The organism is Limnobacter sp., from assembly GCF_043511195.1.
GTDB lineage: Bacteria > Pseudomonadota > Gammaproteobacteria > Burkholderiales > Burkholderiaceae_B > Limnobacter.
In genome coordinates, this window is sequence record NZ_CP121330.1 from 666,103 (window position 1) to 684,008 (window position 17,906).

The following is a 17,906-nucleotide window of genomic DNA, read 5'->3' on the forward strand; positions in this document are numbered from 1 at the left end:
ATTCGGTTTCGCCACTTTACATTGGCTGTGTCGGAAAGCAAACACGGTATGCGATTAGGTGATAATGCCTATAGGAAAAACTTATTTCCGTTTGCTTACAACATGTTAAACTCGGGGGCTAAGTTTGCGGATAAGCGACACATCGATCGCCCGTGCGCTTGGTGTCATGTTCCGGTCACACTGTAGAGCAACGCCAAAGCCCCCGCACAAAAGAATTACATTTGTCTATCTGGAGGTTTTAGCATGAGTGCAGTGCTGTCTATGGTCAGCCAGACCGTGCCGTCTTACGTCAAGCACAAAAAGCTTGTGGCTTGGGTGCAAGAAATTGCGGCCCTGACCGAGCCCAAGAATATTGTGTGGTGCGACGGTTCACAAGAAGAGTACGACCGCCTATGCGCGGAAATGGTTGAAGCGGGAACACTCCGCAAACTCAGCCCTGAAAAGCGTCCGAATTCCTATCTTGCCTGGTCTGATCCCTCAGACGTTGCGCGTGTGGAAGACCGTACTTATATCTGCTCTGAAAACAAGGAAGATGCGGGCCCCACCAACAACTGGGAAGAACCCGCCAAAATGCGCGCCACATTGAACGGTTTGTTCAAAGGCTCCATGCGCGGTCGCACCCTGTATGTGGTTCCATTTTCAATGGGTCCCTTGGGCAGCCCAATTGCCCACATCGGTGTTGAGTTGTCTGACTCCGCCTATGTGGTCGTGAACATGCGCATGATGACGCGCATGGGCAAAGCCGTGTACGACGTACTTGGCGAAAACGGCGAGTTCGTGCCTTGTGTACACACCGTGGGCGCCCCGCTGGAAGCCGGTCAGAAAGATGTGTCATGGCCCTGCAACCCAAGCACCAAGTACATTGTTCACTATCCTGAAACACGCGAAATTTGGTCGTATGGCTCCGGCTACGGCGGCAACGCACTGTTGGGCAAGAAGTGCCTGGCACTGCGCATTGCTTCCACCATGGGTCGTGATCAGGGCTGGCTGGCCGAGCACATGCTGATTCTGGGCGTAACAAACCCCGAGGGCAAGAAGTACCACGTGGCCGCCGCTTTCCCGTCTGCCTGCGGCAAAACAAACTTCGCGATGCTGATTCCACCCGCATCAATGAAGGGTTGGACTGTGACCACCATTGGCGACGACATCGCCTGGATCAAGCCCGATGCCAACGGCAAGCTGCGCGCGATTAACCCCGAAGCGGGTTACTTCGGCGTTGCGCCCGGAACCAACACCAAGACCAACTCCAATTGCATGGCTTCCCTGAATGCCAACGTGATATTTACCAACGTTGCGCTGACAGATGACGGTGACGTGTGGTGGGAAGGTTTGACCAAGGAAGCGCCTGCGCACCTGGTTGACTGGACCGGTCAGGATTGGACTCCAGATTGTGGTCGCAAGGCTTCACACCCCAATGCCCGTTTCACCGTGGCCGCCGAACAAAACCCGGTGATCGACAACAACTGGGACAACCCGGCTGGTGTTGAAATTGACGCGTTCATTTTTGGTGGTCGCCGTTCAACCACAGTGCCCTTGGTCACCGAAGCCCGTAACTGGGTTGAAGGCGTTTATATGGCTGCAACCATGGGTTCAGAAACAACTGCTGCCGCATTTGGTCAGCAAGGTGTGGTTCGCCGTGACCCATTCGCCATGTTGCCATTCTGTGGCTACAACATGTCCGATTACTTCCAGCACTGGCTCGATTTGGGCAAGAAGCTGGAATCGTCTGGCGCCAAGTTGCCCAGCATTTTCTGTGTGAACTGGTTCCGTACCGATGCCGATGGCAAGTTCATCTGGCCTGGTTTTGGCGAAAACATGCGCGTTTTGGCATGGGCGCTTGAGCGTGTGGAAGGCAAGGGCAAGGGTGTTGATCATGTGTTTGGCACATCGCCGAGCTATGAAGACATCTCTTGGGACGGTCTTGAGTTCAGCAAAGATCAATTCGAGTCCATTACGGCGATTGATAAAGCGGCCTGGCTTGAAGAGCTTGACCTGCATGCCGAATTGTTTGAGAAGCTGAAGCACAACCTGCCGGCACAGCTGGAAGAAACCAAAGCACAAATCGCTAGCCGTTTGGCAGCCTGATTTGGCTTACACGTTTTGACTTTTTTCTGATACTCCGGAATTAGTCCTATGGCGGGCGCCCACAAGGCGCCCGTTTTCTTTTCTGCGGAAATTTTTGCATGTTCGAAAACATCGAATTGTGGGTTCTGGTTGCACTGTGTGCTGCGGCATTTGCGGCGGGCTTGATTGATGCCATGGTGGGCGGGGGCGGTTTGATCCAGATCCCGGCGCTATTTGGTTTGCTGCCAAGTCAAGGGCATGCAACTTTGTTGGGGACCAATAAAATATCAAGCGTAGTTGGCACCACATTTGCCGCTTACAAATACGCAAAGGCCATTCAGGTGCCCTGGAATGCAGTATTGCCAGCCACGGCCATGGCGTTGATCGGCGCCTACTGTGGTGCTTATATCGTTACCCAAATTTCGACTGAAGTGTTGCGTTTGATGTTGCCGCTGTTGTTGATTGCAGTGGCCGTATATACCTTTTTGCGCAAAGACTTGGGCAGTGTTCATGCGCCCAAGCTGGATAAGAATCGAGAACGTTTTTTCGGGGCCTGTGTCGGTTTGAGTATCGGCTTTTATGATGGTTTTTTTGGGCCAGGCACCGGTTCATTCTTAATGGTTGCCTTTGTGGTGTTCTTTGGCTACGACTTTCTGGCGGCCACGGCCGGAGCGAAGATGGTGAACATTGCCTGCAACCTGGCCTCGCTGGCATGGTTTGCACCAGCAGGTCATGTCATTGTTGCCTTGGGGTTGTTGATGGCCGTGTTTAACTTGGCGGGTGCGAGGGTAGGGGCTAGTCTGGCGATTCGGAAGGGTGCCGGGTTTGTGCGCAAGGCATTGTTGACGGTGGTGTTCCTTTTGATTCTGCGGACCAGCTACGACAGCTACTGGCCGTACGTGAAGGCGTGGTTGGCCTGACTGTTTCACGTGGAACACGTCGGTGAGTCGGGCCTGGAAAGATATGCAGGATTTGCCACATGGATGATCTGAGGCTTGGGTGCGACGCCAGCTGGCCTAAGCAAGCCTTCTGATTCCGGCTTGGTGCTTCTGGCTTGGGGCATGCGAAACGCTTAAGCGTCTTCGCATCGATCCCCTGGATCGCCCCGCGCTGCGAAGCCGCCGGGAAGCCTTGCAAAGCCGGCCAGCCGGGTCGCACCCAAGCCTCACCTCACACACAACGCCCGCGTGTCGCCAGTGCCTCACAAGTCCATTTGCCAGCGCGCTCAGGCCGCAATGCCCTCGCAGCGCCGATCAAGAAAATCTGCCCGTTTGAATTCACCCGCCACGGTCTGCCATCGGCCGGCACCGAGACTCGGCCCGCCCTTTTGCCGAGCGAGGTGAGTCATGGTGGATCTCAAAAAGGGAAATACAGGTTTTCTGGCGAGAGAGGGCATGCGCCTGAGCAAGCAGAAGGCGTCAACGAACTTGGTTGAACGATGTAGCATCGAGCGTCTCCGTTGTCTGTTTTCTGTTCCACGTGAAACATGTTCGCTTGGGCAAAATCGTGCCGAGGCATATAATTGCGCCATTGCCGCCGAATCGGGTCAGCTCGAATTCGGCATTTAAATTTTGAATCCTGTGTTGGATTCCGGCACCAAGTGCCAGCAGTGAATAATGTTTTATCCCGAAGAGTTTGATGTCATTGTTGTGGGTGGCGGCCATGCCGGTACCGAGGCTGCGCTTGCTGCTGCACGAGCGGGAAGCAAAACGCTGCTGCTGACACACAACATCGAAACACTTGGGCAAATGTCCTGTAACCCGTCCATTGGTGGAATTGGTAAAGGTCATCTGGTGAAGGAAGTTGATGCGCTGGGTGGTGCCATGGCCATTGCCACTGATGAGGCGGGTATTCAGTTTCGTATTCTCAATGGCTCAAAAGGCCCGGCTGTGCGCGCAACCCGTGCCCAGGCCGACCGCGTGTTGTATCGGCAAGCCATTCGCACTCGCCTTGAAAATCAACCCAACCTTAGTTTGTTCCAGCAATCTGTTGAAGATCTTTTGCTGGACGGCGACCGCGTGTGCGGTGCTGTGACGCAGGTGGGTTTGAAGTTCAAAGCCAAGTCGGTCGTGCTAACCGCGGGTACCTTTCTGAACGGCAAAATCCATGTGGGCTTGCAAAATTATTCTGCAGGCCGGGCAGGAGACCCCCCGGCAATTGGTTTGGGAATGCGCCTTCAAGAAATGAAGTTGCCACAAGGGCGCTTAAAAACAGGTACACCACCGCGCATCGATGGTCGAAGCATTGATTTCTCGGTCATGCAAGAGCAGCCTGGCGATCTCGATCCAGTGCCAGTGTTTTCATATCTCGGAAACACGGCCATGCACCCACGGCAATTGCCGTGCTGGATTACGCACACCAACCAGAATACCCACGACATTATCCGGGGTGGCCTCGACCGAAGTCCCATGTACACGGGCGTAATAGAGGGGGTTGGTCCTCGGTATTGTCCATCCATCGAAGACAAAATTCACCGCTTTGCTGACAAGGAATCACATCAAATTTTCCTTGAGCCGGAAGGTTTGACCACCAACGAGTATTATCCCAACGGCGTGTCTACCTCCCTTCCATTTGATGTGCAGCTTAATCTGCTGCATTCCATCAAAGGGCTGGAAAATGCGTACATCATGCGCCCCGGGTATGCGATCGAATACGATTACTTTGACCCGCGTGCACTGAAAACCACCTTGGAAACCAAAGCCATTGAAGGTCTGTTCTTCGCTGGTCAAATCAATGGCACAACAGGTTACGAAGAAGCCGCTGCCCAGGGTTTGCTGGCGGGTGTTAATGCAGCGCTCATGGTGCAAGGCAAAGATCAATGGACTCCACGCCGAGACGAGGCCTACCTGGGCGTGCTTGTAGACGATTTGACCAGCAAAGGTGTGGCAGAGCCCTATCGCATGTTCACCAGCCGTGCTGAATACCGTTTAAGCCTGCGTGAAGACAATGCAGACCAGCGCCTCACGCCAATTGGTCGAAAGTTGGGTTTGGTCGACGACATTCGCTGGAAAGCATTCTCGGAAAAGCGCGAGGCAGTCGAGCAGGAAAAGCAGCGACTACGTTCCACGTGGATCAATCCAAAAATTGTGGCGCAAGCTGAAGCCGAGCGCGTGCTGCACAAAGGCATCGATCGTGAATACAACCTGTACGATCTGCTCAAACGCCCGGATGTCAGCTACCAAGACCTCAGTACGCTGAGTAAAGAAAATGGCGAATTCGCCTTGAGTAATCCCTTGCAGCAAAACGATCTGGTTTCCCAGTTGGAAATCGAAGTGAAATACGCGGGTTATGTGTTGCGTCAACAGGCGGAAGTTGAGCGTGGGGTAGGCAATGAGTCAATTCGTCTTCCTGCCGATTTTGATTACGCCAGCGTGAACGGATTGAGCAAAGAAGTGCAGCAAAAGCTGAACACCCACAAGCCTGAAACGATTGGGCAAGCGGGCCGCATTCAAGGCATTACACCGGCTGCGATTTCGCTCTTGCTGGTGCACTTGAAGAAACGGGATTTGCTGAATCGCAAAGCCAATGCCACCAAGTTGTCGGACGGTACCGCGGAGCAAGTGGCTTGAATTCAGTGCATCGAAAGCCAAAGTCTGAAACCCTGGGGTCTTCAGACCAAGCGCTACTGGAAGAGGGTATTGCCTGTCTACGCCTGGGTTTGAGTGCTGAGCAACATGGGCAATTGTTCAAATATGGGCAGCTGATACAAAAATGGAACCGGGTGTATAACCTCACGGCCATTCGCAACAATCGGGAACTGGTCACGCACCATTTACTCGACTCCTTGGCGGTGTTGCCCGAACTATCTTTTGCGCTTCAGTCCACGCCCAATCCAAGAATTCTGGATGTAGGTGCGGGAGCCGGTTTGCCCGGCTTGGTATTGGCGATTGCCCAACCGGCTTGGAATGTAACCCTGATCGACACGGTTCAAAAAAAAGCGGCTTTCATGCAACAAGCCATTGCCAGTCTGGGTTTGAAAAATGCCCAGGCAGTGCATGGCAGGGTGGAAGAGTTTCAAGCAAGCCTGCCCTTTGATTTGATATGTTCCCGAGCATTCTCAAGCATCGACAACTTCATTGGGCTTGGCCAGCATGTATTGGCAGAGCACGGGCAGTTTGCCGCTTTGAAGGGGCGAGTCGAAGTCGACAGCGAAGTGCCCGCAGGTTGGCGAATTGAGGCACTTCATCCAATTGAAGTGCCATTCTTGGACGAGGCAAGGCACTTGTTCATGATTAAACGCTAAAATCAAAGCATTCATTCACAGGACAAGAAGATGGCGAAAGTTTTCTGCATTGCCAACCAGAAGGGTGGCGTGGGAAAAACCACCACCGCGGTGAATCTGGCTGCCGGTTTGGCCATGGCCAAACAGCGTGTGTTGCTGGTCGATCTCGATCCCCAAGGCAATGCCACCATGGGTTGTGGCATCGACAAGCGAAGCGTTAAACACACGGTTTACCAAGTGCTGGTGGGCATGGTGGGCGTGGCTGAAGCCACCGTTCGTGCAGAAGGCGAGTTCGATGTTCTGGCCGCCAACCGCGAGCTGGCGGGTGCAGAAGTGGAAATGGTCGAATTCGAAGACCGTGAAATCAAGCTGCGCGAGGCAATTGCCCAGGTTGACGGTCAATATGATTTCATCTTGATCGACTGTCCGCCAGCGCTGTCTTTGCTCACACTCAATGCACTGTGCTGCGCCAATGGCGTGGTAATACCCATGCAGTGCGAATACTACGCACTGGAAGGTTTGAGCGATCTGGTCAACACCATCAAGCAAGTGTGCAAAAACCTGAACCCGAATTTGACCATCATTGGTTTGTTGCGGGTCATGTACGATCCGCGCATGACATTGGCCCAGCAAGTGTCTGCCCAGCTCGAAAAACATTTTGGCAACAAGGTGTTCAAAACCATTATTCCGAGAAATGTGCGCTTGGCTGAGGCCCCTAGTTACGGTGTGCCTGGCGTCTTGTTTGACAAGTCCAGCAAAGGCGCAAAGGCCTATCTGGACTTCGCCAACGAAATGGTCGAGCGGCTTGGCTTGCCCATTGCAGCTTAAATCGCGGCCTAAGCCAATTGCAGTCTAATCCAATTCAGCAGAAGAAAATATGAACGCAATCAAACGTACCAAAGGCCTGGGAAGGGGTCTGGAAGCGCTATTGGGCCCCTCCGGTGACGATGTCAACAAAGACATGGGTGAGCAGGTCATGACACTGCCATTGGGCAAGCTGCAGGCCGGTAAATACCAGCCGCGTTCGCGCATGGATGAAAGTTCCCTCCTGGAGTTGGCCGAGTCCATCAAAAGCCAGGGCATTATGCAGCCCATCCTGGTGCGGCCAATTGGTTCAGGCAAATACGAAATCATCGCGGGTGAACGCCGTTTCCGCGCATCAAAAATAGCAGGTTTGGCCGAAGTCCCTGTATTGGTGCGTGCGGTTCCCGATGAGTCTGCCCTGGCCATGGCATTGATTGAAAACATTCAGCGCGAGGACTTGAATCCGCTGGAAGAAGCGCTGGGCGTGCAGCGTTTGATTCGTGAGTTCAATTTAACCCACGAAGACGCCGCCCGTGCCATTGGCCGATCCCGCAGTGCAACAAGCAATATGTTGCGCTTGTTGAACCTTGCTGAGCCGGTGCAAACCATGCTGCTGGCTGGTGACGTAGAAATGGGCCACGCTCGGGCCTTGTTGGCTTTGAATGCGGCAGAGCAAATTGCGTGCGCCAATGAAGTGGTGAACAAGCGTTTGTCCGTTCGTGAAACAGAAAAGCTCGTGAACGACTGGGCCAGCGACCACGACCGGGTGGCCACCAAGCCCAAGCAAACTGCGGATGTACGTCGCCTGGAAGAGGGCTTGGCCGATTGGTTGGCCAGCGCAGTTCAGTTAAAAGCCAATGCAAATGGCAAAGGCAGTGTTACTATTAAATTCAATAATTTGGACGAACTGGACGGTGTGCTGGAGCGCATCGGATTTTCCAAAGAAGAGCTTTAACTTCTGCACCAAATCGGTGTGAAAAATAAGCCGTTTTCGTTTGACGAGGGGCCGTACAAACCCCTATAATCTGGCGGTTTGTCAAAAACACGTGAGCCTTGCGGAAAATACGTATCCGAATAAGGTTAAATGTGGCAGCGCAGCAAATATGTGGAAAATAGTTGGACTCCAATGGGTCGTCGGGGTGATAGTCTGCCTCCTTATGTTGTTGGTGTCCCCAATTCACGCGCAGTCTGCCGTTTGGGGTTTCGTCGCCGTTGCGTTGCCGAGCACATTGTTCGCCGCACGGTTGGCCTTGGGTAGTAAAACCCCCATGGGCGGAACCTTTGTGTTTTTGACCGGAGAATTCCTGAAGGTTGGCGCAACAATCGCGATTATGTTTGTAGCGAGTCAAGTTGACCCGAACATTGTTTGGTGGTCCTTGATCCTCACTGCGATCGTCACCCTCAAAAGCTATTTTTTGGCATTTTTCTTGAGATAAGTATGGCATCTTCACCGAATGGGCAAACGCCCTCAGAGTACATCGTCCATCACTTGCAGCATTTCGCTACCGATAAGCAAAAATTTATCGTCGATTTCTCAGTGATCAACCTGGACACGATGTTTTTCTCCATCCTGTCCGGTTTAATCGTAATCTTCATGCTGTATAAAGCGGCATCCAAAGCCACTTCTGGCGTACCTGGGCGTTTTCAGGGCTTCGTCGAGATGATGGTTGAAATGGTTGAAAACCAGTCCAAATCAATTGTGCACGGCGACCGAACCTTCATTGCCCCTTTGGCTCTGACCGTGTTCCTGTGGATCATTGTCATGAACACCTTTGACTTGATCCCCGTGGACCTGATCCCCATGGCCTGGGGCCAACTGATGTACCAACTTGGCTATGCAGCCAGCGCTGGTGACCCCTACATGCGTGTGGTGGCCACGGCCGACCTGAACGGTACCTTGGGCTTGTCGCTCGGCGTGTTGTGCCTGATGCTTTACTACTCTGTAAAGATCAAAGGCGCAGGCGGCTTTGTTCACGAACTGTTCTGCGCACCTTTCGGTGCCAACCCACTGCTGTGGATCCCCAATTTTGTATTGAACCTGATTGAATTTGCCGCTAAAACCGTGTCCTTGGGCATGCGACTTTTCGGCAACATGTATGCAGGCGAATTGGTGTTCATGCTGATCGCTTTGCTGGGTGGCGCGGCTGCGTTGTCCTTGGGTGGAGCATTTGCCTTCTTGGGCCATGTGTTGGCCGGAACAATCTGGGCGATTTTCCACATTCTGATCGTGTTGCTCCAGGGCTTCATTTTCATGATGTTGACCTTGATCTACATTGGCCAGGCGCATCAGGGCCACTGATCGATTTTTAGTTTTTTTGGTTTTTTTAATTTTTCATTTTTTCAATTTAAGGAGTTGTCATGACTAACGTTGCTTTCGTAGCTCTTGCTTGCGGCATTATCATTGGTTTGGGCGCGATCGGCGCTTGTATCGGTATCGCGATCATGGGTGGTAAGTACCTGGAAGCTTCCGCGCGCCAGCCAGAACTGATGAACGAACTGCAAACAAAAATGTTCGTTTTGGCCGGTCTGATCGACGCTGCGTTCCTGATCGGTGTTGGTATCGCGATGATGTTCGCGTTTGCTAACCCATTTGTTGGTTAATTTACAGCCACTTCCTTCGAACAACACCGCACGAATGTTTTAAGTCCAATTCGTGCGTTTTAGAGGAAACATGCCGTGAACTTAAACGCAACGCTGTTTGCTCAGCTCGTCGTTTTCTTCATCTTGGCGGTCTTTACGATGAAATTCGTATGGCCCCCGCTGATCAAGAGCATCGATGAGCGTGCAAAGAAAATCGCAGACGGCCTGGCCGCTGCAGAACGTGGTAAGCAGGCTTTGGCAGAAGCCGGTCGTAAAGCTGAACAGGAACTGGCTGTTAGCCGTTCTGAAAATCAGCAACGCCTGGCCGAAGCAGAAAAGCGTGCCCAGCAGATTATTGAAGAGGCAAAACAACAAGCCGAAGTTGAGCGCAAGCGAATTCTTGCGCAGGCTGAAGCGGAAGCTGCAAACGAAGCACAACGTGCCCGTGACCAGTTGCGCGATCAGTTGGCAACACTCGTGGTGAAAGGCGCAGAGCAAATCCTGAAGAAGGAAGTGAACGCCCAGGCCCACGCAGATTTGCTGAATCAACTGAAAGCGGAACTGTAAGCCTAAAGCTTAAGGAAACACAAAATGGTCGAACTATCCACCATCGCCCGTCCTTACGCTGAAGCAGCGTTTGATGTTGCCAAAACATCAAGCCTGAAACAGTGGAGTGATTGGCTACAGTCGTGGTCGGCAGTCGCATGCAACGCAGACATCAAATTGCTGGTCAGCAACCCTAAGTTGACTGACGAGCAGGTGTTGAAGGTGTTTGTTGAACTGACCAAGACACCGGCGGAAGCGCAAGCAACGAATTTTTTGAGTGCGCTTGTGGAAAATGGCCGTTTGCTGGCCTTGCCAGAAATCGCTCGACAGTTCGAAGAATTGAAGAACAGCCATGAAGGTTCTGCAGATGCGGTCATCGCCTCTGCATTCCCCATGACTGATGCTGAAGTTCAAAACGTACGTGGTGCATTGGAAAAGAAATTTGGGTCCAAACTGAACGTAACAGTTCAGGTGGACGAGTCCCTGATTGGTGGCGTGTGCGTCACTGTCGGCGATCAAATTTTGGATAGTTCGGTGCGCGGCAAACTTAACGCGATGAAGGCGGCTTTAACAGCCTAACTTGGCCCTCAAACGTAATTGGAGCAATCAATATGCAGATTAATCCCTCTGAGATCAGTGAACTGATCAAGAGCCGGATCGAAGGCCTCGGATCATCGGCCGACATCCGGACACAAGGTACTGTAGTGTCCGTGAGCGACGGTATTTGCCGCGTTCATGGTTTGTCAGATGTGATGCAAGGTGAAATGCTGGAATTCCCAGGCAACACCTTTGGTTTGGCGCTCAACCTGGAACGTGATTCCGTGGGTGTCGTTATTTTGGGTTCTTACGAACACATTTCTGAAGGCGATCTGGTCAAGTGTACCGGCCGTATTCTGGAAGTGCCCGTAGGTCCCGAGCTGCGTGGTCGCGTGGTGAATGCATTGGGTGTGCAGATCGACGGCAAGGGCCCAGTCAACGCCAAGATGACCGACGTGATTGAAAAAGTGGCCCCAGGTGTTATTGAACGTAAGTCAGTAGACCAGCCGCTGCAAACCGGTGTGAAAGCGATTGATGCCATGGTTCCTGTTGGCCGCGGCCAGCGTGAATTGATCATTGGCGACCGTCAAACTGGTAAAACAGCAGTTGCGATCGACGCGATCATTAACCAGAAAGGCACTGGCGTAACTTGCGTGTACGTGGCTGTGGGCCAAAAAGCCTCTTCCATCGTGAACGTAATCCGCAAGCTCGAAGAGTTCGGCGCTTTGGAGTACACCATTGTTGTGGTGGCTTCTGCATCTGAATCGGCTGCCATGCAATATCTGGCACCTTACTCGGGTTGCACCATGGGCGAGTACTTCCGTGATCGCGGTGAAGACGCTCTGATCGTGTATGACGATCTGTCCAAGCAAGCTGTGGCCTACCGTCAAATTTCCCTGTTGCTGCGTCGCCCACCCGGCCGCGAAGCTTACCCAGGTGACGTGTTCTATCTACACAGCCGTTTGCTCGAGCGCGCATCACGCGTGAACGCCGAATACGTTGAAAAATTCACCAAGGGTGAAGTGAAAGGCAAAACCGGTTCTTTAACAGCCCTTCCAATCATTGAAACTCAGGCGGGTGACGTTTCAGCGTATATTCCAACCAACGTAATTTCGATTACTGACGGTCAGATCTTCCTGGAATCAGACTTGTTCAACGCCGGTATCCGTCCAGCGATTAACGCGGGTATTTCCGTGTCTCGCGTGGGTGGTGCAGCGCAGACCAAAGTGGTCAAGAAGCTGTCAGGCGGTATCCGTACCGACTTGGCCCAGTACCGTGAATTGGCTGCGTTTGCGCAGTTTGCTTCTGATCTTGACGAAGCAACCCGCCGCCAGCTGGAACGTGGTCGCCGTGTAGTTGAGTTGTTGAAGCAGCCCCAGTACGCCCCATTGAAAACATGGGAAATGGCACTAGCCCTGTTCGCAATCAACAATGGTTATCTGGATGATGTCGAGGTATCGAACGTTCTTCCTTTCGAGGTTTCTCTGCGTCAATTCATGCAGACAAGCCACAAGGACCTGATCGATCGTATCGAGCAGACTTACGAGTTGTCGAAAGACGATGAGCCAAAGCTGCACGAAGCCGTGAAATCATTCAAGAAAACTGGCGCGTATTAATCAGAGCGATCTGATTGTACCCACCGCATAACTCGGAAGGTCTAGTACCTTCCCAGTCATTGGAGGAAATACGATGTCAGGAATGAAGGAAATCCGGACCAAGATCAAGAGCGTGCAAAACACGCGAAAGATCACGAAGGCGATGGAAATGGTGGCTGCGTCCAAAATGCGCAAAGCCCAAGACCGTATGCGTTCGGCTCGTCCCTATGCGGACAAAGTTCGGAATATTTGCGCCAACCTGGCCAAGGCAAACCCGGAATACCGCCATGAATACATGGTGGCGCGCGACGAAATCAAAAACGTTGCTGCGATTGTTGTAACAACTGACAAAGGCTTGTGTGGTGGCTTGAACACCAACATCCTGCGTTTGGTGACCAGCAAGTTTCAGGAATTGACCGGCAAAGGCGCAAAGGTACGAGCAACCGCAATCGGTACAAAGGGCGCTGGCTTCTTTAACCGCATTGGTGTTGAAGTAACTTCCAAAGTGACAGGTCTTGGTGACAAGCCCCACCTGGAAGCGCTGATCGGTGCAATCAAGGTTCAACTTGATGCATACGTTGCAGGCGAAGTGGATGCCGTTTATTTGGCCTACACCAAGTTTGTAAACACCATGAAGCAAGAAGCCGTGTTCGAGCAACTGCTGCCCTTGGGTGGCGAAAGGCTGCAAGCCGATGAGGGTTCCACGTCGTGGGACTACATCTATGAGCCGGATGCGAAGGCCGTGATTGACGATTTGCTGCTGCGTTACATCGAAGCATTGGTGTACCAGGCTGTGGCAGAAAACATGGCTTCAGAGCAATCAGCACGTATGGTTGCGATGAAGGCAGCGTCAGACAACGCCAAGAATGTGATCAGTGAACTGCAACTTACCTACAACAAAGCCCGTCAGGCTGCCATTACGAAAGAATTGGCAGAGATCGTCGGCGGCGCAGCGGCTGTGTAAGCGGAAGTTCGGAACGATTTTGAATTAAGGAAATAACGATGAGTACTGCGACAAACGAAGGAAAAATCGTACAGTGTATCGGCGCGGTGATTGACGTTGAGTTTTCACGCAACAACATGCCGAAAGTGTACGACGCGCTAACCATGGAAGGTTCCGAACTGACACTGGAAGTTCAGCAGCAGCTGGGTGACGGTGTGGTTCGTACCATCTGTTTGGGTGCATCAGACGGCCTGCGCCGTGGCATGGCTGTGACCAACACAGGCAAGCCGATTTCTGTACCAGTGGGCCAAGGCACACTGGGCCGCATTATGGACGTATTGGGTCGCCCAATCGACGAAGCTGGCCCTGTGAAAACCGACGCTACACGTGCCATTCACCAAAATGCACCTGCTTTCGACGAACTGTCACCTTCGACAGAATTGCTCGAAACAGGCATCAAGGTGATCGACTTGATCTGCCCATTCGCCAAAGGCGGTAAGGTAGGCTTGTTCGGTGGTGCGGGTGTGGGCAAGACCGTGAACATGATGGAATTGATCAACAACATCGCGAAAGCACACGGTGGTTACTCAGTGTTTGCGGGTGTTGGTGAGCGTACTCGTGAGGGTAACGACTTCTACCACGAGATGAAAGATTCCAACGTGTTGGACAAAGTGGCACTGGTGTATGGCCAGATGAACGAGCCTCCCGGCAACCGTCTGCGCGTTGCGTTGACCGGCTTGACGATGGCTGAATACTTCCGCGACGAAGGCCGTGACGTTCTGCTGTTCGTGGACAACATTTACCGCTTTACATTGGCCGGTACTGAAGTGTCTGCGTTGTTGGGTCGTATGCCTTCTGCGGTGGGTTACCAGCCAACACTGGCCGAAGAAATGGGTCGCTTGCAAGAGCGCATTACTTCGACCAAGAAGGGCTCCATTACTTCCGTGCAAGCTGTATACGTTCCTGCGGATGACTTGACCGACCCGTCACCCGCTACAACGTTTGCTCACTTGGACGCCACAGTTGTGTTGTCTCGTGACATCGCTTCTTTGGGTATTTACCCTGCGGTGGATCCATTGGATTCCACATCACGCCAGGTTGACCCCAACATCATCGGTGAAGAGCACTACAACGTGGCCCGTGGCGTGCAGCAAACACTGCAGCGTTACAAGGAACTGCGCGACATTATCGCGATTTTGGGTATGGACGAATTGTCTCCAGAAGACAAGCTGGCCGTGGCCCGTGCGCGTAAAATTCAGCGTTTCCTGTCACAGCCTTTCACAGTGGCTGAAGTATTTACCGGTTCACCCGGCAAGTACGTGTCACTGAAGGAAACCATTCGCGGCTTCAAGATGATTGTGAACGGTGAGTGTGACAACTTGCCCGAGCAGGCTTTCTACATGGTAGGTACCATCGACGAAGCCTTCGAAAAAGCCAAGAAAATTCAGTAATCCGACTGGTGTGTCGTGTGCCGGCGAAGGTGAAAACCCAAGTCGGTGCCCATCACAAAGGAAATGAGTATGTCGACAATCCACGTGGATGTGGTGAGTGCAGAAGAATCAATCTTCGAAGGTGAAGCAGAATTTGTTGCTTTGCCCGGAGAGCAGGGTGAGCTGGGTATTTATCCACGCCACACTCCGCTGATTACGCGCATCAAACCAGGTACAGTTCGCATCAAGATTGCAGGTCAGGCTGAAGAAGAAGTGGTGTTTGTGAATGGTGGCGTGTTGGAAGTACAACCCAACTCGGTTACGGTTCTTGCAGACACGGCCCTTCGCGGCGGCGACCTGGATGAAGCAAAGGCTACGGAGGCCAAGCGTTTGGCCGAAGAAGCACTGGCCAATCGCAGTGCGGACATTGACTATGCTCAAGCACAAGCTGAATTGGCTTCCGCGATTGCACAGTTGCAAGCCATCAAGCGCTTGAGAAAAGTACGTTAAAAGCAATACAAGGTTGAGAAACCAGTGAAAAGCCACGGTGAAAGCCGTGGCTTTTTTCTTGGCCGGATGCATTGTGAATACAGGTGGAACCACAGGGTGTGTTCTCGCAACATAAATGGCAATCAAGGAGCCGTTTATGTATCAAAAATTCGATGATCTGTTGAAAGACCTTCAACAGAATCGCCCCAGCAACATGACCCCACTGGGGCGGGTTTTTTTCTTCAATGACCAAGCGGTGTTGCTGCAGCATGGGGAAATGGAAGGAATAACCTGGGTCGACATTCACATTGAATTGAAGCGTTTTCGACTCGACAATTTGGCTGCGGCGAAAAAGGTGCTGCAGGCCAATCGGGAAATGGGCGCGTCAACGCCAATTCCTTCCTGGTTTGCCGTGGACCAGAACAATGATTGCCTGGTGTTCATTAACCGGCTGGATTGGCGACACATTACGTGCAAAATCCTGGAAGACCACATTCTGCGTTGCATTGAACAAATGGGAAGTGCACTTGCAACTGAAGGTGTGTAATCCTCGGTGATGGGTCTACAGGTTAGAATAAAGGCATGAAAATCGCCTTGTATTCTGACTTGCATCTTGAAACGATGCGCCGTTTCCCCGCTTTGGCGGCGGTTCCACAGCCTGTCGAGGAAGTGGATCTAATGATTCTTGCCGGTGATATTCATCAAGGTACCCAAGGCTTGCAGGCCTTGGCTGAACTCGGCGAGAAACAGCACATTTACGTGGCGGGCAACCACGAGTATTACCACCACGACATTGAAATTCTGGACGACCATTTGTTCGAGCTGGCCGAGAGGAAGCAATTGAACTACCTGCAGCGCACCGGTGTGGTTATTCAAGGTGTGCGTTTTTTGGGCTGTACCTTGTGGACCGATTTCAATATTCAACCGGGTTGGCGATTCGGTGCCGAGTTGGTGGCCAAGGCGTTCTTGCCCGATTACAAATTGATTCGCATGCGGGGCAAACAGTTTTCTCCCAGCATGGGTATCGATCTGCACTATCAGAACATTGATTGGCTAGAGTCCGCATTAGCAATGCCTTTTGATGGCAAAACCGTGGTGATCACTCACCACGCGCCTCATCCGCAAAGTATTCATCCGCGTTTCAATTTGAGTCCGATCAATGCGGCATTTGTGTCCGACCTTAGCCGCTTAATGGGCAAGGCCGATGTGTGGGTGCATGGGCACATGCACGACTCGTTTGATTACACCGTGCACAACAACGGAGGCCAAACCCGTGTGCTGGTCAACCCGCGTGGCTATGTGCGTAAAAAAGGCAAGGCACGAAAAATGGAGCGTGGGCAGGTGCAGGTGACGCCACAGGCTTTCGAGAATCCCTTTTTTAATCCACACCTTGTGTTCGAAGTATGAAGCTGGCCGCCAATCTGAGTTGGCTGTACACCGAGCTCGATTTTCTGGCGCGCATCGAGGCCTGCGCCGAAGACGGTTTCAGGCATGCCGAGTGCATGTTTCCCTACGATTATTCTGCTGAACTGCTGCGCGATAAAGCCGGTGAGGCGGGCGTGCAATGGGTGTTGATCAATGCACCTGCAGGCAATTGGACCAATGGCGATCGAGGCCTGGCGGTTGAACCGGCACGGCGCGATGAATTCAAACGTTCTATCGAGCAAGCGGTACGCTATGCCGCAACACTGGGTGTGCGCAAAGTGCATGTGCTGGCCGGGGTGGTTGATTTGAGCGATGCGCGGGCTGTGCAATTGGCACGGGCCTGTTACGCCGAGAACCTGAACTGGTTGGCAAGCAGCATGCGAGATGAACCCGTGGACTGGTTGATTGAACCCATTAACCGAGTTGATGTTCCTGGTTATTTGTTAAGCCACCAAGCGGATGCGCATGACCTGTTGATTGATTTGAATCGGGTCAATTTGGGTGTGCAAATGGACCTGTACCATGTTGAACGAACCGAAGGTAATGCACTGGATGCGCTGGGTCGCTACCTGCCTACCGGGCGTGTGAAGCACTTGCAAATTGCAGGTGTACCTGACCGAGATGAGCCGAATGAATCTGTGTATTCAGGAATTCATGCCAAATTGAAAACGCTGAACTACAACGGCCACATTGGTTGCGAGTATCGACCCAAAGCGGGCACCCGCGATGGCTTGGGCTGGATCCGAAGCACTGGATTTTCAGGCACAATGGAGTCCTTCGAACCTTGAGCTTAGGCGGGCAACCGCCGGAAGAATTGCCCATGCAAGACGCTGAACTGAAGCAACTGCTCGACAACACCAAAACGATCGCTGTTGTGGGTTTTTCTTCGCAAGCCCACAAGCCCAGTTTTTTTGTTGCCAAGTACCTGCAGTCGCAGGGCTATCGAATTTTGCCGATCAACCCGGCTTTGCAAGGTCGACCAAGTGGTCTGTTGGGCGAAACCTGTTACCCCGACCTGAAAACCGCGATGGCCGAAACCGGCCTGAAAATTGACCTGGTCGATGTGTTTCGCCGCGCCGAGCACACCCCCGATGTTTTGGCTCAGGCCATGAATGTGGGTGCAGGTGCCGTGTGGTTGCAGCAGGGAATTCGCAACGACATGGTTGAAGCCAAGGCGAAGGCTGCAGGTTTACCTTTTCTCATGGACCGTTGTTTGAAAACCGAACACCAGCGTCTGTATTTAGTTTGAAATTATTGAATAAGCATCTACG

General features: G+C 52.5%; 19 protein-coding genes. All 19 read left to right on the top strand.

Annotation, left to right across the window (positions count from 1 at the left end):
- Positions 1-243: 243 nt before the first annotated feature.
- Positions 244-2,085 (top strand): phosphoenolpyruvate carboxykinase (GTP), encoded by a 1,842-nt coding sequence (locus P0D43_RS03195; RefSeq protein WP_159569384.1) that lies wholly within the window; start codon positions 244-246, stop codon positions 2,083-2,085.
- A 98-nt stretch (positions 2,086-2,183) separates the two neighbouring features.
- Positions 2,184-2,984: a TSUP family transporter gene (locus tag P0D43_RS03200; RefSeq protein WP_159569387.1), complete on the top strand. Its 801-nt coding sequence runs from the start codon at positions 2,184-2,186 to the stop codon at positions 2,982-2,984.
- A 696-nt stretch (positions 2,985-3,680) separates the two neighbouring features.
- The gene (gene mnmG, locus P0D43_RS03205; protein WP_394673226.1) at positions 3,681-5,633 is read left to right on the top strand and encodes a tRNA uridine-5-carboxymethylaminomethyl(34) synthesis enzyme MnmG; all 1,953 of its coding nucleotides are present in this window, start codon (positions 3,681-3,683) and stop codon (positions 5,631-5,633) included.
- A 5-nt stretch (positions 5,634-5,638) separates the two neighbouring features.
- Positions 5,639-6,307, top strand: coding sequence for a 16S rRNA (guanine(527)-N(7))-methyltransferase RsmG (gene rsmG, locus P0D43_RS03210; protein WP_236550849.1), 669 nt, complete (start codon positions 5,639-5,641; stop codon positions 6,305-6,307).
- Positions 6,308-6,337: 30 nt separating this feature from the next.
- A complete protein-coding gene (locus P0D43_RS03215) occupies positions 6,338-7,114 on the top strand; it encodes a ParA family protein (protein WP_341237049.1) in 777 nt (258 codons plus the stop codon).
- Between the two features lie 49 nt (positions 7,115-7,163).
- The gene (locus P0D43_RS03220; protein ID WP_394673227.1) at positions 7,164-8,045 is read left to right on the top strand and encodes a ParB/RepB/Spo0J family partition protein; all 882 of its coding nucleotides are present in this window, start codon (positions 7,164-7,166) and stop codon (positions 8,043-8,045) included.
- A 148-nt stretch (positions 8,046-8,193) separates the two neighbouring features.
- A complete protein-coding gene (locus P0D43_RS03225) occupies positions 8,194-8,526 on the top strand; it encodes an ATP synthase subunit I (RefSeq protein ID WP_159569396.1) in 333 nt (110 codons plus the stop codon).
- A gap of 2 nt (positions 8,527-8,528) precedes the next feature.
- Complete coding sequence (gene atpB / locus P0D43_RS03230) at positions 8,529-9,389, top strand: F0F1 ATP synthase subunit A (RefSeq protein WP_341237364.1); 861 nt, start codon at positions 8,529-8,531, stop codon at positions 9,387-9,389.
- 59 nt (positions 9,390-9,448) lie between these two features.
- Positions 9,449-9,691, top strand: a complete 243-nt coding sequence (gene atpE, locus P0D43_RS03235; protein ID WP_008247085.1) for a F0F1 ATP synthase subunit C — start codon at positions 9,449-9,451, stop codon at positions 9,689-9,691.
- Positions 9,692-9,766: 75 nt separating this feature from the next.
- Complete coding sequence (locus P0D43_RS03240) at positions 9,767-10,237, top strand: F0F1 ATP synthase subunit B (protein ID WP_105027747.1); 471 nt, start codon at positions 9,767-9,769, stop codon at positions 10,235-10,237.
- A 24-nt stretch (positions 10,238-10,261) separates the two neighbouring features.
- On the top strand, positions 10,262-10,795 hold the full coding sequence (locus P0D43_RS03245; RefSeq protein WP_159569400.1) for a F0F1 ATP synthase subunit delta: 534 nt from the start codon (positions 10,262-10,264) through the stop codon (positions 10,793-10,795).
- A 32-nt stretch (positions 10,796-10,827) separates the two neighbouring features.
- A complete protein-coding gene (atpA, locus tag P0D43_RS03250) occupies positions 10,828-12,369 on the top strand; it encodes a F0F1 ATP synthase subunit alpha (protein ID WP_394673228.1) in 1,542 nt (513 codons plus the stop codon).
- A gap of 73 nt (positions 12,370-12,442) precedes the next feature.
- A complete protein-coding gene (gene atpG, locus P0D43_RS03255) occupies positions 12,443-13,312 on the top strand; it encodes a F0F1 ATP synthase subunit gamma (RefSeq protein ID WP_159569404.1) in 870 nt (289 codons plus the stop codon).
- Between the two features lie 38 nt (positions 13,313-13,350).
- Positions 13,351-14,742, top strand: coding sequence for a F0F1 ATP synthase subunit beta (atpD, locus tag P0D43_RS03260; RefSeq protein ID WP_394673229.1), 1,392 nt, complete (start codon positions 13,351-13,353; stop codon positions 14,740-14,742).
- A 69-nt stretch (positions 14,743-14,811) separates the two neighbouring features.
- The gene (locus P0D43_RS03265; protein WP_159569408.1) at positions 14,812-15,231 is read left to right on the top strand and encodes a F0F1 ATP synthase subunit epsilon; all 420 of its coding nucleotides are present in this window, start codon (positions 14,812-14,814) and stop codon (positions 15,229-15,231) included.
- Positions 15,232-15,367: 136 nt separating this feature from the next.
- Entirely contained in the window at positions 15,368-15,757 is a 390-nt protein-coding gene (locus P0D43_RS03270) for a hypothetical protein (protein ID WP_159569410.1), read from the top strand.
- 35 nt (positions 15,758-15,792) lie between these two features.
- Positions 15,793-16,617 carry a metallophosphoesterase gene (locus P0D43_RS03275; protein WP_341237367.1) on the top strand — a complete coding sequence of 275 codons (825 nt, stop codon included), beginning with the start codon at positions 15,793-15,795 and terminating at the stop codon, positions 16,615-16,617.
- Positions 16,614-17,423, top strand: a complete 810-nt coding sequence (locus P0D43_RS03280; RefSeq protein ID WP_394673230.1) for a hydroxypyruvate isomerase family protein — start codon at positions 16,614-16,616, stop codon at positions 17,421-17,423. The genes P0D43_RS03275 and P0D43_RS03280 overlap by 4 nt, the downstream gene beginning before the upstream one ends.
- Complete coding sequence (locus P0D43_RS03285; RefSeq protein ID WP_236550825.1) at positions 17,420-17,884, top strand: CoA-binding protein; 465 nt, start codon at positions 17,420-17,422, stop codon at positions 17,882-17,884. Before P0D43_RS03280 ends, P0D43_RS03285 begins: the two co-directional genes overlap by 4 nt.
- Positions 17,885-17,906: the final 22 nt, after the last annotated feature.